At 73.1% G+C, this 15,643-nt stretch carries 12 protein-coding genes; 7 read left to right on the top strand and 5 right to left on the bottom strand.

Translation table 11 applies throughout. The features are described from left to right. Positions 1-98: 98 nt before the first annotated feature. A complete protein-coding gene (locus AMK29_RS05620; protein ID WP_107422554.1) occupies positions 99-1,454 on the bottom strand; it encodes a cation:dicarboxylate symporter family transporter in 1,356 nt (451 codons plus the stop codon). Between the two features lie 265 nt (positions 1,455-1,719). Between AMK29_RS05620 and AMK29_RS05625 the strand changes: the two genes are divergently transcribed. From AMK29_RS05625 to AMK29_RS05640, 4 genes are all read left to right on the top strand, one after another. Then, complete coding sequence (locus AMK29_RS05625) at positions 1,720-3,459, top strand: sensor histidine kinase (protein ID WP_079196767.1); 1,740 nt, start codon at positions 1,720-1,722, stop codon at positions 3,457-3,459. Further along, complete coding sequence (locus tag AMK29_RS05630) at positions 3,456-4,151, top strand: response regulator (protein WP_073808434.1); 696 nt, start codon at positions 3,456-3,458, stop codon at positions 4,149-4,151. Before AMK29_RS05625 ends, AMK29_RS05630 begins: the two co-directional genes overlap by 4 nt. 178 nt (positions 4,152-4,329) lie before the next feature. Continuing rightward, complete coding sequence (locus AMK29_RS05635; RefSeq protein WP_241845223.1) at positions 4,330-4,938, top strand: XRE family transcriptional regulator; 609 nt, start codon at positions 4,330-4,332, stop codon at positions 4,936-4,938. Between the two features lie 25 nt (positions 4,939-4,963). Beyond that, positions 4,964-5,713, top strand: coding sequence for a tyrosine-protein phosphatase (locus tag AMK29_RS05640; protein ID WP_073808437.1), 750 nt, complete (start codon positions 4,964-4,966; stop codon positions 5,711-5,713). A gap of 70 nt (positions 5,714-5,783) precedes the next feature. Here the strand turns inward: AMK29_RS05640 and AMK29_RS05645 are convergent, their stop codons facing one another. Together AMK29_RS05645 and AMK29_RS05650 are read right to left on the bottom strand one after the other, a co-directional pair. Further along, the gene (locus AMK29_RS05645; RefSeq protein WP_073808439.1) at positions 5,784-7,079 is read right to left on the bottom strand and encodes a helix-turn-helix domain-containing protein; all 1,296 of its coding nucleotides are present in this window, start codon (positions 7,077-7,079) and stop codon (positions 5,784-5,786) included. A 393-nt stretch (positions 7,080-7,472) separates the two neighbouring features. After that, positions 7,473-8,498 (bottom strand): ATP-dependent 6-phosphofructokinase, encoded by a 1,026-nt coding sequence (locus AMK29_RS05650; RefSeq protein WP_073808442.1) that lies wholly within the window; start codon positions 8,496-8,498, stop codon positions 7,473-7,475. A gap of 294 nt (positions 8,499-8,792) precedes the next feature. On the opposite strand from AMK29_RS05650, the gene pta reads away from it, so the two are divergent. From pta to pyk, 3 genes are all read left to right on the top strand, one after another. Further along, on the top strand, positions 8,793-10,886 hold the full coding sequence (gene pta / locus AMK29_RS05655) for a phosphate acetyltransferase (protein ID WP_073808445.1): 2,094 nt from the start codon (positions 8,793-8,795) through the stop codon (positions 10,884-10,886). Next, positions 10,883-12,148 carry an acetate kinase gene (locus tag AMK29_RS05660; RefSeq protein ID WP_073808448.1) on the top strand — a complete coding sequence of 422 codons (1,266 nt, stop codon included), beginning with the start codon at positions 10,883-10,885 and terminating at the stop codon, positions 12,146-12,148. The genes pta and AMK29_RS05660 overlap by 4 nt, the downstream gene beginning before the upstream one ends. Before the next feature lie 82 nt (positions 12,149-12,230). Continuing rightward, positions 12,231-13,661, top strand: a complete 1,431-nt coding sequence (pyk, locus tag AMK29_RS05665; protein WP_073808451.1) for a pyruvate kinase — start codon at positions 12,231-12,233, stop codon at positions 13,659-13,661. A gap of 100 nt (positions 13,662-13,761) precedes the next feature. Here the strand turns inward: pyk and AMK29_RS05670 are convergent, their stop codons facing one another. Then, on the bottom strand, positions 13,762-15,078 hold the full coding sequence (locus tag AMK29_RS05670) for a hypothetical protein (RefSeq protein ID WP_073808454.1): 1,317 nt from the start codon (positions 15,076-15,078) through the stop codon (positions 13,762-13,764). Beyond that, a complete protein-coding gene (locus AMK29_RS05675; RefSeq protein WP_073808457.1) occupies positions 15,068-15,616 on the bottom strand; it encodes a DUF6114 domain-containing protein in 549 nt (182 codons plus the stop codon). Before AMK29_RS05675 ends, AMK29_RS05670 begins: the two co-directional genes overlap by 11 nt. Positions 15,617-15,643 lie beyond the last annotated feature (27 nt).

The following is a 15,643-nucleotide window of genomic DNA, read 5'->3' on the forward strand; positions in this document are numbered from 1 at the left end:
GAGAAGGGCGGCCCCGCTGGGGGGCCGCCCTTCTCCCGAGGCCCGGATCCGGCTCAAGGCCCGGGACTCGGGGTTCGTGGTGCGGGGTCCGAGCTTCCTCAGACGCCCGCGCGGGCCTTCTCCTCGCCGTCCTCGGCCCGCTGGTCCGGGACGGGGGACGACGGGGCGTGGTCGTCGACGAGGGTCTTCTCGTCGAACGGGACCCGGCCGGCGAGAACCTCGGCGACCCGCGCCTTGTCGATCTCCTTCGTCCAGGTGCCGACCAGCACCGTCGCGACGGCGTTGCCCGCGAAGTTGGTGAGGGCGCGGGCCTCGCTCATGAAACGGTCGATGCCGACGATCAGACCCACCCCGTCGACCAGCTCGGGCCGGTGCGACTGGAGGCCGCCCGCGAGGGTCGCGAGACCGGCGCCGGTGACACCGGCGGCCCCCTTCGAGGCGATGATCATGAAGACGAGGAGCGAGATCTGCTCGCCGACCGAGAGCGGGTCGCCCATCGCCTCGGCGACGAACAGCGAGGCCATCGTCAGGTAGATCGCGGTGCCGTCGAGGTTGAAGGAGTAGCCGGTCGGCACGGTGATGCCGACGACCGGCTTGCTGACACCCAGGTGCTCCATCTTCGCGATCAGCCGGGGGAGCGCGGACTCCGAGGACGACGTCGAGAGGATCAGCAGGAACTCGCGGCCCAGGTACCGGAGGAGAGTCCAGATGTTGATGCCGGCGACCAGCCGCAGGATCGCGCCGAGCACGACGAAGACGAAGATCGCGCAGGTCAGGTAGAAGCCGATCATGATGACGGCGAGGGACTTGAGGGCGTCGACTCCGGTCGCGCCGACGACGGCCGCGATCGCGCCGAACGCGCCGATCGGGGCGACCCACATGATCATCGCGAGGATGCGGAAGACGAGCCGCTGGATGTGGCCGATCCCGCGCAGCACCGGCTCACCGGCGGCGCCCATCGCCTGGAGTGCGAAGCCGGCGAGCAGCGCGACGAGGAGGGTCTGGAGGACCTCGCCCTCGGTGAAGGCGGAGACCAGGGTCGTCGGGATGATCCCGAGCAGGAAGTCCGGCGTGGACTCGCTCGCGCCCTCGGCCTGCTTGGCGCCCGCCTCGGCCAGCTCCTTGGTGAGGTGGAGGCCGGAGCCGGGCTCCAGGAGGTTGCCGACGACCAGGCCGATCGCGAGCGCCACGGTCGACATGACGAGGAAGTAGCCGAGGGCCAGACCGCCGACGGCACCGACCTTCGCGGCCTTCCGGACCGAGCCGACGCCGAGCACGATCGTGCAGAAGATGATCGGCGAGATCATCATCTTGATCAGGTTGACGAAGCCGGTGCCCAGCGGCTTGAGCTCGACGGCGACGCCGGGCGCCAGGAAGCCGACCGCGATGCCGAGCAGTACGGCGCCGATGACGGCCAGATACAGATAGTGGGTGCGGTCCCGACGTGCGGCCACGGGGTCCTCCTCGTGCTGGTGGATGTCCACGTCCCGGTGGACCTCCGCGACTATCCATCAGCCTGTGACCCGGGTCACGGTTACGTACGTTTCGTTCACGACCGAAATGACGACGGGGGCCGGCGGGGCCGTGGCGCGCGTCCGGCGGGCGCCGGCCGCAAGCCCGCCGGGCGCCCGGTGACGGCCCGGCGGGGCCTTGCGCCGGAAAGGAACGATTCGGGAACGCGACGCGCCCGCGCACACTCCGCCGTGCACACTTACCCGCATGCGTCTCCCCCTCCCCCACCCCCGCAGCCTGGCCGGCCAGCTCTTCGCGATGCAGGTCGTGCTCGTGGCCGTCGTCGTGGCGGGGTGCGCGGTCTTCGCGTACGTGACGGACCGGGCGCAGGCCGAGGAGACCGCGCGGCGCCAGGCCACCGCGACCGCCGCGGCCGTCGCCGGCTCCCCGTCCGTGGTCGCGGCGGCCCGCTCCGCCGACCCGACGGCGGTGCTCCAGCCGTACGCCGAGTCCCTGCGCCGCCACGCGGGCGTCGCGTTCGTGGTGATCATGGCCCCCGACGGGACCCGCTGGACCCACCCCGAGCCCGTGCAGATCGGCCGGACGTACCTCGGTCACATCGAGGAGGCCGCGGCGGGCCGCACGTACTCCGAGACCCACCTGGGGGTGCTCGGCCCCTCCGTACGGACGGTCGCGCCCGTCTTCGACGACGGCAGGGTCGTCGCCCTGGTCAGCGCGGGCATCACGATCGACAAGATCAGCGAGCAGGTACGGGAGCAGGTCACCGCGCTGCTCGGCATGGCGGGCGCGGCGCTCGCGCTCGGCGGGGCCGGGACGTACGTGGTCAACGCGCGCCTCCGCCGCCACACGCACGGCATGAACGCGACCGAGCTGAGCCGGATGCACGACTACCACGAGGCCGCGCTGCACGCGGTCCGCGAGGGGCTCGTGATGCTGGACGGGCAGCGGAGGATCGCCCTCATCAACGACGGGGCGCGGGAGCTGCTGGGCCTCGACGAGGGGGTCGTCGGCCGGCCGGCGGCCGAGCTCGGGCTGCCCGCGCCGCTGACGGGCGCGCTGCTGTCCTCGGAGCCGCGCGTGGACGAGACGCATCTGACGGCGGACCGGGTCCTCGTGGTCAACACCCGTCCGGTGGTGGGCGGGGAGCGGCGCGGCACGGTCGTCACGCTGCGGGACCGTACGGAACTCCAGTCGCTCTCGGGCGAGTTGGACTCCGAGCGGGGCTTCACGGAGGCGCTCCGCTCGCAGGCCCACGAGGCGGCGAACCGCCTGCACACGGTCGTGTCGCTCGTCGAACTGGGGCGGGTGGCCGAGGCGGTGGAGTTCGCGACGGCGGAACTGGAGCTCGCCCAGGCGCTCACCGACCGGGTCGTGGACGCGGTCGGTGAGCCGGTCCTCGCGGCGCTGCTGCTCGGCAAGGCGGCGCAGGCCAACGAGCGGGGCGTGGAACTGGTCCTCACCGAGGACAGCCGCATCGACGACGGCCTCGTGCCGGCCGCGCTGCCGGCCCGGGACCTGGTGACGATCCTGGGCAACCTCATCGACAACGCGGTGGAGGCGGCCGGCGGCAGCCCGCAGGCGCGCGTGACCGTCACGGTCGCGGCCCGCGCGGGCGACGGCGAGCTGCTGCTCCGCGTCGACGACAGCGGCCCCGGGGTCCGCCCGGCCGACCGGGACGCGGTCCTGGGCCGCGGCTGGTCCACCCGCGGCCCCGGCCGCGGCATCGGCCTGGCCCTGGTCGGCCAGGCGGTCACCCGCGCCTCGGGCACCCTCACCGTCACGGACGCGGAGGCGGGCGGCGCACAGTTCACGGTCCGTCTCCCCCTGCCGACACGATCACAGGAGCCGGGGGCGGGTACGGGCGCGGACGCGACCCCGGACACCGGGCCGAACGCCGGCGCGGTGGACGCGGACGCCGGAGACGAGGCCACGGCCCCGGGCGGTGGGGCCTCCGGGGCCGTGGCCGGGGCGGGGGTGGCCGGGTGAACGCGACGCCGTTGCGGGTGCTCGTCGTCGAGGACGATCCCGTCGCCGCCGACGCCCACGCCCTGTACGCGGCGCGGGTCGAGGGCTTCACCGTCGTCGGGGTCGCCCACTCCCGGGCCGCCGCCGTGCGGGTCCTCGACCGGACGCCGGTCGACCTGATCCTGCTCGACCTGTACCTGCCCGACGGCCACGGCCTCCAGCTGCTGCGCGCGCTGCGTGCCGCGGGGCACTCCGCCGACGTGATCGCCGTGACCTCCGCCCGCGACCTCGCGATCGTCCGCGAGGGCGTGTCGCTGGGGGTCGTCCAGTACGTCCTGAAGCCCTTCGCCTTCGCGACCCTCCGGGACCGCCTCGCCCGGTACGCCGAGTTCCGGGCGTCCGCCGGCGAGGCCTCGGGGCAGGACGAGGTGGACCGGGCCCTGGCCACGCTCCGGGCGCCGCACCCCGCCACCCTCCCGAAGGGCCTGAGCGCACCCACCCTGGAGGCGGTCACCCGTACCCTCCGGTCCACCCCGGCCGGGCTCACCGCCGCCGAGGCGGGCACGGCGGTCGGGATCTCCCGGATCACCGCCCGCCGCTACCTCGAACACCTGGTGACCGAGGGCAGGGCCGTACGCGCCCCGCAGTACGGACAGATCGGGCGGCCGGAGCTCCAGTACCGCTGGCTCGACGGCCCGGCCCGCGGTCACTGACCGTTCCCTTGATCATCGCACTGGGTTACCGGCTGGTTCCCACGTTCCTACGACGTCGCACGTTGGGCGAACGAACCGTAGCCAGCCGTCACCCTCCGCACCTACCGTGTGCCGGGTGCACCAACCCTCCCCACCCTTCAACGCCCTCGCGGCCCGCCGACTGCGCGAGGCCCTCGGCATGGCCCCCGGCCATGTCGCGTACGGCCTGCGCGCGCAGTACGGCCTCTTCGTCGACCCCGACACCGTCGTCGCCTGGGAACGCGGCCGGGCCGCCCCCGACGACCAGGAGCTCACCGCCCTCGCCGGCGTCCTGTGGTGCTCCCCCTCCGAGCTGATCGCCGCCGCCACGACCCTGCGCGAACACCGGATGGCGCGCGGCCTCTCCGTCGAGGAGCTGGCCCGGCTCGTGGGCGTCGCCGCCCACGCGTACCAGCGGATGGAGGACGGGGGCCGCTGGCGCGGGACCGAACGCCAGACGGCCGCCCTCGCGGAGGTCCTCGGGCTCGGCCCGCGCGCCCTGATCACCGCGACCGGCGGCGACGAAGCCCTCGCCGAGCTGCTGCGCGACGCCGCCACGACCCGCTGGCAGGCGTACGTGAAGCCGGCGGTGAAGATGCTGCCGCTGCCGAAGCGGTCCGTGGAGTTCGCGCTGCAGCGGCTGCACACGGAGTACCACGCCCGGATGGTGGCGACGAGCAGCTGGGGCGCCTCGGGCGCGACCGGCGACGAGGGGCGCGCGTATCTGGACGGGATCACCGGCCACTTCTGGGCGGCCGTGGGACAGTGAGGCGCCGGGCCGTAGATTGGCGCCCGTGAGACGACACATTCCGTTCGAACGACTCCACAACTTCCGTGACCTGGGCGGCTATCGGACCGCCGACGGCGGGACCGTGCGGTGGGAGACCCTCTACCGCTCCGACTCCCTCGCCAAGCTGGCGGACGCCGGCCCCGCCGATCTGGACCGCTTCCGCGCGCTGCGCGTGGCGACGGTGATCGACCTGCGCTACCCGTGGGAGATCGCCGCCAAGGGCCGCCTGCCGGAGACCGAGGGCGTCGCCTGGCACAACCTCTCCATCGAGCACCGCCCGTACGACCAGGCGGAGATCGACCCGGACCTCGACCCGTGGCGCTACCTCGCCGACCGGTTCGCCGAGGTCGCCGAGGACGGCGCGGTGGAACTCCGTACGGCCCTGGAACTCATCGCCGCCGCCGACGGACCGCTCGTCTTCCACTGCGCGTCGGGGAAGGACCGTACGGGACTGCTCGCGGCCCTCGTGCTCGCGCTCGTCGGCGTCCCCGACGAGGAGATCCACGCGGACTTCGCGCTCACCGAACTCGCCACCGAGCGGCTGATCGCCGACTGGCGGGCGTCGCACCCGGGCCGCGAACTGCGCTGGCCCGGCTACGGCCGGGCGCCCGCCGACGTCATCCGGCTGTTCCTCGCGGACCTGCGCGCGCGGTACGGGTCGGTGGACGCGTACGTCACCGGCCACGTCGGCCTGGACCCGGCCGCCGTGACGGCGCTCAGGGCCCGGCTGGTGGAGACCGCGACCCCGACCTGATCCGTGGGACGCCCCCCAGGGGTGTCTTGTCGATCGCGCCGCGACCCGGGCCCCTATCGGCGGGACGCCCCTAGGGGGCGCGCTCGAAGGTGAACAGCTGGCCCGTGGCGTCCGGAGCGCAGGGCGCCTGGGCGAGCCGTGCCCAGGCGGCCGTGCGGTCGCCGACGACGGTGACGCAGCTGCCGGGCGTCGCGGAGCCCACCGGGACGATCCGGTGGCCACGCACGGGAGAGCCGTACGGCTCCAGGGCGAAGACCTCGACCCGGCTCGGGTCCCCGCACTCGGAGTCCTCGTACGCGGCGTCCGGTACGCGGCCGCCGGAGGGTATGCCGGAGCAGCCGGGTCCGAAGTCGGGGTGGTGCGAGACGATCCTCCACCGGCCGGCGGCCACCGCCGCGAGGGAGTAGCGCGGGAAGCCCGCCTCGGCGCACGGCAGCTGGTGGACCTGGCCGCTGCGGACGCCCCGCCGCTCCCCGAGGCAGAACTCCGTGCCGGCCACCCGGATCCGTACGTCCCCGGCACCGGGGGCGCTGGGTGTGGTCGGTGCGGCGGGGGTACGGGGCGGCTGACCGGCGGGCCCGGTACCGCCGTCGCGGAGGACGGCGACGACGCTGACCCCGGCCAGGACGAGCCCGGCGACCGCCACCGCCGCGACGAGGGCCCGCCGTATCCGCGACGACATCCCGGGCCGCCCGCCCGGGGGCCCGGGGTCTCCCGGCCAGGAGGGCGGCGGGACGGGATCCTCGGACGGACCGGCGGACGGGCCCGGGAGATGGCGCGGCGGGGCCCCATCCTCCGGGGGATCCCCGGACGGGTCCCGAGGGCGGGGCCGCGGGGCGGAGTCCTCCACCGGATCCCCGGACGCCTCCGGGGTGTGGCGCGAAGGCACCGGATCCACGGACGCGTCCGTGGTGTGGCGCGACGGCCCAGGATCCGGGATGTGGCGCGACGGCCCAGGATCCACGGACGGGATGTGGCGCGACGGGGCCGGATCCTCCAGCGGCCCCCCGGCCCCGTCCGGGAGGCTGCCCTGCGGGCTCGCGGACGGGGCCGCCGGGGCGATCGCCGGGGCGTGCGGACCCCGGCGAGCGAGGTCCCTCCGTACCGTCCGCCAGTCCTCCAGCGCCGCCGGCGCGACCCCGCAGGCGCGGACGAAGCTGAGCAGCAGCTCCTCGCGGGGCAGGGTGGGGCGGGCCAGCATGTTGGCCACGGTGGACCGGGGCAGGACGTCCCCGTGTTCCTCGGCGCGTGCCGTGAGCTCGCGGTAGGTCAGGCCGGACCAGTCCTTGAGTGCCTGGAGACGCGCGAGGAACTCGGCGGGGGTCCCCGCCCCCCGCGGTTCTGGGGCGTGCTCCCCCGGTGTCATGCGCGCCGCTCCCTTCCGCCGGACAGGGATGGGACATGTCCGGGACAGGCCCCAAGCCTTGTTGATCTCGCGCCGCGGCTCAAGAGTGGAACCCGGCATTTCCGGGGGTGATGCCGGGCACGGCCGAGTGGCCCCGACCGTCCACGGGGGGACGGTCGGGGCCACTCGGTCGCGCCAGAGTCCTGACGGGAGCGTGCGCCCGGCGGGGACGGAGGTCCGGACGGGGGTCCCGGCGGGGACGGGGTCCCAGCGGGGACGGGGGCCCCTGCGGGGACGGGGTCCCAGCGGGGACGGGGGCCCCGGCAGGGGACGTGCGCCCGGCGGGGACGGGGGTCCCGGCGGGCGCGGGCCCACGGGGCGGGGTGCCCGGCGACGCGGTCCGTCGCGGGCGGGTCAGAAGACCGACTCGGCCTCGCGGATGCGGTCCGCCGGGACCGTCTTCAGCCGGGTCACGGCCTCGGCCAGCGGCACCATCTCGACGCTTGTGCCGCGCAGCGCCGTCATCCGCCCGAAGTCTCCGCGGTGCGCGGCCTCCACCGCGTGCCAGCCGAAGCGGGTGGCGAGCACCCGGTCGTACGCGGTCGGCGTGCCGCCGCGCTGGACGTGGCCGAGGATGACCGGGCGGGCCTCCTTGCCGAGGCGCCGCTCCAGCTCGACGGCGAGCTGGTTGCCGATGCCCTGGAAGCGCTCGTGACCGAACTGGTCGATCTCGCCCTTCTGGTACTCCATCGAGCCCTCGGCCGGGTGGGCGCCCTCGGCGACGCAGATGACGGCGAACTTCTTGCCGCGGGCGAAGCGCTCCTCGACCATCTTGACGAGGTCGTCGACCTGGAAGGGCCGCTCGGGGAGGCAGATGCCGTGCGCGCCGCCGGCCATGCCGGACTCCAGGGCGATCCAGCCGGCGTGGCGGCCCATCACCTCGACGACCATCACGCGCTGGTGGGACTCGGCGGTGGTCTTGAGCCGGTCCATGGCCTCGGTGGCGACGCCGACGGCGGTGTCGAAGCCGAAGGTGCGGTCCGTGGAGGAGATGTCGTTGTCGATCGTCTTCGGGACGCCGACGACGGGCATGCCGGCGTCGGAGAGCATCCGGGCGGCGGTGAGGGTGCCTTCGCCGCCGATCGGGATGAGGACGTCGATGCCGTACTCGCGGGCCAGGTCGGGGGCGGACGCGGCGGCCTCCGCCAGCCGGTTCCGCTCCAGGCGGGCCGAGCCGAGGATGGTGCCGCCGCGGGCCAGGATGCCGCTGACGGCGTTGAGGTCGAGGGGGCGGTAGTGGCCGTCGAGGAGGCCCTTGAACCCGTCCTCGAAGCCGATGACTTCGTCGCCGTGGCCGGTGAGCGCCCGGTGCACGACCGACCGGATCACTGCGTTCAGGCCGGGGCAGTCGCCGCCTGCGGTGAGAACTCCGATGCGCATCGTGCTGTGTCTCCTGCTCGGTCGCGGTCCGTATGAGCCACCGCAATTCTCACACGCCGGGCATGAGGGGGGTGCTCGCCGCCGTTCCGCGCGTCCCGTCGCCGGGCCCCGTGGAGGCCTTTCGTCCCGGGGTTCCGGGCCCTTCGTCCGGCGGGCGACGTAACCATTGGCGGGGGTATTGTCAAGGGGGTGATGCCGCCCTATCGGGGCTTTCTGAGGGCAGTGGATTGACAGGCAGGGGACCCGCCGGCGGCAGGGCCCCGAGTTCCGCAGGACTGGACAGGAGACCACGGCGTGACGCGCAGCGTGTACGTGACCGGGATCGACCGCGGAGACGGCCGCCAGGTCGTCGAGCTGGGAGTCATGGAGCTCCTCACCCGCCAGGTGGACCGCGTGGGGGTGTTCCGGCCGCTGGTGCACGACGGTCCCGACCGGCTCTTCGACCTGCTGCGCGCCCGCTACCGGCTCTCGCAGGACGCCTCGACGGTCTACGGCATGGACTACCACGAGGCCGCCGCGCTCCAGGCCGAGCGGGGCACCGACGAGCTGGTCTCGCGGCTCGTCGACCGCTTCCACGCCGTCGCCCGTGAGTACGAGGTCGTCCTCGTCCTCGGCACCGACTTCGCCGCCACCCAGCTCCCCGACGAGCTCTCGCTCAACGCCCGGCTCGCCAACGAGTTCGGCGCCTCCGTCATCCCGGTCGTCGGCGGCAAGGGCCAGCCGGCGGAGTCCGTACGGGCCGAGGCCCGCAACGCCTTCCGGGCGTACGACGGACTCGGCTGCGACGTCCTCGCCATGATCGTCAACCGGGTGGCGAGCGAGGACCGCGAGGCCATCGCCGAGCGGCTCACCGCCCGGGTGCCCGTGCCCTGTTACGTCCTGCCGGACGAGCCGGCGCTGGCCGCGCCCACCGTCTCCCAGATCTGCCACGCGCTCGGCGCCTCCGTCGTCCTCGGTGACGACGCGGGCCTCGCGCGGGACGCCCTCGACTTCGTCTTCGGCGGCGCGATGCTGCCGAACTTCCTCCACGCGCTGACCCCCGGCTGTCTGGTCGTCACCCCCGGCGACCGGGCCGACCTGGTCGTCGGCGCGCTCGCCGCGCACTCGGCCGGCACGCCGCCGATCGCCGGTGTGCTGCTCACCCTCGACGAGCGGCCCGGCGAGGAGGTCCTGACCCTGGCGGCCCGCCTCGCGCCGGGCACCCCCGTCCTCTCCGTGCCGGGCAACAGCTTCCCGACCGCCGCCGAACTCTTCGCCCTCGAAGGCAAGCTGAACGCCGCCACCCCCCGCAAGGCGGAGACGGCCCTCGGCCTGTTCGAGCGGCACGTGGACACGGCCGACCTCCTCAAGCGGGTCTCGGTCGCCCGCAGCGGCCGGGTGACCCCGATGATGTTCGAGCACGAGCTCATCGAGCAGGCGCGCGCCGACCGGCGCCGGGTGGTGCTCCCGGAGGGCACCGAGGAGCGGGTGCTGCGCGCCGCCGACGTCCTGCTGCGCCGTGACGTCTGCGACCTGACGCTGCTCGGTGACGTCGAGACCATCCGCAAGAAGGCCGCCGACCTGAGCGTGGACCTGGCCGGCACCCAGCTGATCGACCCGCAGACCTCGGAGCTGCGGGACTCGTTCGCGGAGAAGTACGCGGCGCTCCGTGCCCACAAGGGCGTGTCCGTGGAGCTCGCGTACGACGTCGTCTCGGACGTCAACTACTTCGGCACCCTGATGGTGCAGGAGGGTCTGGCCGACGGCATGGTGTCGGGTTCCGTGCACTCGACGGCCGCGACGATCCGTCCCGCCTTCGAGATCATCAAGACGAAGCCGGACGCCTCGATCGTCTCCTCGGTCTTCTTCATGTGCCTCGCCGACAAGGTCCTCGTGTACGGCGACTGCGCGGTCAACCCGGACCCCGACGCGGAGCAGCTCGCGGACATCGCGGTCCAGTCGGCGGCCACCGCCGCCCGCTTCGGCGTCGAGCCGCGGATCGCGATGCTGTCGTACTCCACCGGCACCTCGGGCTCCGGCGCGGACGTCGACAAGGTGCGGGAGGCGACGAAGCTGGTCCGGGACGCGCACCCGGAGCTGCGGATCGAGGGTCCGATCCAGTACGACGCGGCCGTGGAGCCCTCCGTGGCGGCGACGAAGCTGCCGGAGTCGGAGGTGGCGGGGCAGGCGACGGTGCTGATCTTCCCGGACCTCAACACCGGCAACAACACCTACAAGGCGGTGCAGCGTTCGGCCGGCGCCGTGGCCGTCGGCCCGGTGCTGCAGGGTCTGCGCAAGCCGGTGAACGACCTCTCGCGCGGCGCGCTCGTCAGCGACATCGTCAACACGGTCGCCATCACGGCGATCCAGTCCCAGGTCCCCGCCGAGGGTCAGGAGTTCCCCGCATGACCGCCCCCACCCCCGTTCCCGCCGTCTCTCCGGCGTCCGCTCCCTCGCGGGTCCTGGTGTTGAACTCCGGTTCGTCGTCGGTGAAGTACCAGCTGCTCGACATGCGCGACGACAGCCGTCTCGCGCAGGGTCTCGTGGAGCGCATCGGCGAGGAGACCTCGCGGCTCGTGCACACCCCGCTCCAGGGCGGTGGGGGCGTGCGGCGCGAGACGAGCGGACCGATCCCCGACCACGCGGCCGCCCTGAAGGCGGTCGCCGCGGAGCTGGCGGCGGACGGACTCGGCCTGGACTCCCCCGAGCTGGCGGCGATCGGCCACCGGGTGGTGCACGGCGGGCTGCGGTTCACCGAGCCGACGGTGATCGACGACGAGGTGCTCGCGGAGATCGAGCGGCTCGTGCCGGTGGCGCCGCTGCACAACCCGGCGAACCTCACGGGCATCAGGACGGCGACGGCGCTCCGGCCCGACCTGCCGCAGGTCGCGGTCTTCGACACGGCGTTCCACACCACGATGCCGGAGTCGGCGGCGCGGTACGCGATCGACGTGGAGACCGCCGACGCGTACCGGATCCGGCGGTACGGCTTCCACGGCACCTCGCACGCGTACGTCTCGCGCGAGACGGCGCGGCTGCTCGGCCGGGAGCCGGAGGAGGTGAACGTGATCGTGCTGCACCTGGGGAACGGCGCCTCCGCCTCGGCGGTGCGCGGCGGCCGATGCGTGGACACCTCGATGGGCCTGACGCCCCTGGAGGGCCTGGTCATGGGCACCCGTTCGGGCGACATCGACCCGGCGGTCACCTTCCACCTGAAGCGGGTGGCGGGGATGTCGGAGGACGAGATCGACGTCCTGCTGAACAAGAGGTCCGGTCTGGTCGGGCTCTGCGGCGACAACGACATGCGGGAGATCCGGCGCCGGATCGACGAGGGCGACCCGCGGGCGGCGCTCGCCTTCGACATCTACGTCCACCGGCTGAAGAAGTACATCGGCGCGTACTACGCGGTGCTCGGCCGGGTGGACGCGGTGGCGTTCACGGCGGGGGTCGGCGAGAACGCGGCCCCGGTGCGGGAGGCTGCGATCGCGGGTCTGGAGGAGCTGGGTCTCGCCGTGGACACGGGCCTCAACTCCGTACGATCCGACGAGGCACGGCTGATCTCGCCGGAGTACGCGCGGGTGGCGGTGGCCGTGGTACCGACGGACGAGGAGCTGGAGATCGCACGCCAGAGTTACGCGCTCGTTCAGAGCGCGGCGAGCTCGAACGAGTGAACGCCTGAGCGGCCCCGCGCCCATTTGTACTTTCCGCCAGACGGAATATTCCGCAGTGAAACAAACCGATAGGATCCGCCTCATGCGCCGTTCCAAAATCGTCTGCACGCTGGGCCCCGCCGTCGACTCGTATGAGCAGCTGAAGGCTCTCATCGAGGCCGGCATGAACGTGGCCCGATTCAACTTCAGCCACGGATCCCAGGCCGAGCACCAGGAGCGGTACGACCGCGTCCGGCAGGTCTCGGCGGACACCGGGCGCGCCGTCGGCGTCCTCGCCGACCTCCAGGGTCCCAAGATCCGCCTCGAGACCTTCGCCGAGGGCCCCGTCGAGCTGGTGCGCGGTGACGAGTTCACCATCACCACCGAGGACGTCCCCGGCGACAAGTCGATCTGCGGCACCACCTACAAGGGTCTGCCCGGCGACGTCTCCAAGGGCGACCAGGTCCTCATCAACGACGGCAACGTCGAGCTGCGGGTCGTCGAGGTCGAGGGCCCCCGGGTCAAGACCATCGTCGTCGAGGGCGGTGTCATCTCCGACCACAAGGGCATCAACCTGCCCGGCGCGGCGGTGAACGTCCCCGCCCTGTCGGAGAAGGACGTCGACGACCTCCGCTTCGCCCTGCGGATGGGCTGCGACATGGTCGCCCTCTCCTTCGTGCGCGACGCGGACGACGTCAAGGACGTCCACAAGGTGATGGACGAGGAGGGCCGCCGGGTCCCCGTCATCGCCAAGGTCGAGAAGCCGCAGGCCGTCGAGAACATGGAGGCCGTCGTCGCGGCCTTCGACGCGGTCATGGTGGCCCGTGGCGACCTCGCCGTCGAGTACCCGCTCGAGCGGGTCCCGATGGTGCAGAAGCGTCTCGTCGAGATGTGTCGCCGCAACGCCAAGCCCGTCATCGTCGCCACCCAGATGATGGAGTCGATGATCACCAACTCGCGTCCGACCCGCGCCGAGGCGAGTGACGTCGCCAACGCGATCCTGGACGGCGCGGACGCGGTCATGCTGTCCGCCGAGTCCTCGGTCGGCGCCTACCCGATCGAGACCGTGAAGACGATGTCGAAGATCGTCGCCGCGGCCGAGGAGGAGCTGCTCTCCAAGGGCCTCCAGCCCCTGGTCCCGGGCAAGAAGCCGCGCACCCAGGGCGGCTCCGTCGCCCGCGCGGCCTGCGAGATCGCCGACTTCCTCGGCGGCAAGGCGCTGGTCGCCTTCACCCAGTCCGGCGACACGGCCCGCCGCCTGTCCCGCTACCGGACGCAGCAGCCGATCCTCGCCTTCACGACCGACGAGAACACCCGCAACCAGCTCACGCTGAGCTGGGGCGTCGAGTCCTACCTCGTCCCGTTCGTCGAGACCACGGACGCGATGGTCGACATCGTGGACGCCGAACTCCTGAAGCTCCAGCGCTACGGCGAGGGCGACACCATGATCATCACGGCCGGCTCGCCCCCCGGCGTCCCCGGCACCACGAACATGGTCCGCGTCCACCACCTCGGCGGCGGCGAGCGCGTCTGACACGCGAGGGGCGCACGCACAGGCGCCCGACGCATGACGAAGCCCCCGTCCGGTGCGGACGGGGGCTTCGTCGCGTGCGGCTCCCGGAAGGGTACGGGGGTCAGCTGCGCTCGATCGTGTTGCGGAGGCCCGAGACCCTGAGGGTGCCGCCGAACTGGCCGGCCTGCTTGAGCTTCACGTTGGTGAAGAAGACCTCGGGCAGGTCCAGCGGGGGCGGGGCCTCCGGGCTGAAGGTGATCGGGATGATCCCGATGAGGTTGCCCTTCAGCTCCTCGGTGTACATGGTCACCGTGCCCTCGGTGATGGTCGACGTCGTGCCCTTGTCGGAGCGGACGTGGCCCGTGCGGCCCTCGGAGTGGACCGTCAGCTGGTGCAGGTCCCTGATGCCGATCGAGGTCGCGGTGAACTTCAGGACCTTCTTGATCTTGCCGCTGTAGGTCTTCACCTCGACGATGCCGTGGTACTTCAGGCCGCTCAGCGTGAGCTTGGTGCTCTCCAGGCGCCACGGCTCGTCCGGGAGCAGCGGGATGCCGGGCTCCAGGTCGGCCGCGGCGAGCGCCTCGGCGTCGCGTTCGGGGCACGGGAAGCGGGGCTTGGCCCCGTCGGGTATGTCCTCGTCCTTCTTCGCGTCGAGGCCCTTGGCGCTCTCCGGCAGCTCCTTGACCTCGACGCCCGCCTTCTCGGCGGCCTTCTCGATCGCGGCCTTCGTCTTCTCGGCGGCCGGGTCGGCGGTCGCCTTCGGAGCGGTGGCCGTCGGCTTCGGCCCGGTGGTCGCGACCGGCGGGTCGTCGGCCGTCGCCGGCCGGGCCGGGGCCTGCGTCGTCGGGGCCGCCGTCGTGGGCGTGGCCGTCGGCTTCGGGTCCGGGCCGTCGAACAGGTCCTTGAGCGCGTCGCCCAGGCCCAGCGGGTCCAGCGGGTCGACCGACTTCGTGGGGGTGGGCGTGGCCGTCGGCGTCGCGGTCGGCGCGGCGGTGGCCTTCGCCCGCTCCTGCGTCTGCTGGGTCGTCGCCTGCCCGGTCTCCGTCGCGGTCGGCGTCGGTGTCGCGGTGGCGCTCGGGGTGGCGGTCGAGGTCGGGGTGGCGGTCGAGGTCGGGGTGGCCGTCGCGGTCGGGGTGGCCGTCGCGGTCGCCGAGGGGGTGGGCTTCGCGCTCTCCGTCGGCTTCGCCGTCTCCGTGGCCTCCGGCGTCGGCTCGTCCGAGCGGGTCACGCAGGGGCCGGGCGCGAAGGGGAGGTCCTTGTCGTCGGCGAGGGCGATCTTGGGCGTGAGGCCCATGCCCACGAACACCGCGGTCGGCATGGCGGCCAGCGCCATCGCCTTGCCCGCGGGGCCCTGGATCCTGTTCAGCAGCGACTTGCGCGGGGCCGCGTGCCGCGGGCCACCTTTCGCGAGCGCCGGCTGAGTCTCGTCACCCCGCACTGTTCCTCCCGCCCTTGGCGTCGATCGTCGTCGCGGTCATGTGCTGTTCGCCCTCGCGCTGCTCCGGGACACCGGTCGCCACGAGGGTCTCGGTCTCGTCGGAGCCCTCCGGCTCACCGTCGTGCTCGGCGTCGGCGGTCTCCTCGACCGGGGGCGCGGGGGCCCACGAGGCGGACATGGCACCGCCGATGAGGGAGAACAGGAACCCGATGACCAGACCGCCGAAGTTCGACACCGGGATGGAGACGAGCGCCAGGATGATCGACGCGACGCCCGCGAACACGCGGACGATGGGCTGGAACCACATCGTGAGACCGAGCGTGATGAGCAGGACGCCGATGATCAGCGCACCGGCTCCGGCGGTCGTCTGCATGGCGAGCGTGGCATTGCCGAGCCGAAAATCCCCGTACGGGAGGTAGGCGATCGGTACGCCTCCGATGATGGTGAACAGTCCCGCCCAGAAGGGCCGGGTCTGCCGCCAGGCCTTGAACCGGTTCTCCTTGGGGACTTCGCGGGAGGCGGGGGTCTCGGCGCTCATGGAAACAGCTCCCTGGAAGCGGTGTTG

Source organism: Streptomyces sp. CB02261 (assembly GCF_001905665.1).
GTDB lineage: Bacteria > Actinomycetota > Actinomycetes > Streptomycetales > Streptomycetaceae > Streptomyces.

Coding starts and splice junctions, on each gene's coding strand:
- AMK29_RS05625 (WP_079196767.1), top strand. CDS start 1,720: ATGCGTCTCCCCCTCCCCCACCCCCGCAGCCTGGCCGGCCAGCTCTTC.
- AMK29_RS05675 (WP_073808457.1), bottom strand. CDS start 15,616: ATGAGCGCCGAGACCCCCGCCTCCCGCGAAGTCCCCAAGGAGAACCGG.
- AMK29_RS05645 (WP_073808439.1), bottom strand. CDS start 7,079: ATGACACCGGGGGAGCACGCCCCAGAACCGCGGGGGGCGGGGACCCCC.
- AMK29_RS05635 (WP_241845223.1), top strand. CDS start 4,330: ATGGCCCCCGGCCATGTCGCGTACGGCCTGCGCGCGCAGTACGGCCTC.
- pyk (WP_073808451.1), top strand. CDS start 12,231: ATGCGCCGTTCCAAAATCGTCTGCACGCTGGGCCCCGCCGTCGACTCG.
- AMK29_RS05650 (WP_073808442.1), bottom strand. CDS start 8,498: ATGCGCATCGGAGTTCTCACCGCAGGCGGCGACTGCCCCGGCCTGAAC.
- AMK29_RS05660 (WP_073808448.1), top strand. CDS start 10,883: ATGACCGCCCCCACCCCCGTTCCCGCCGTCTCTCCGGCGTCCGCTCCC.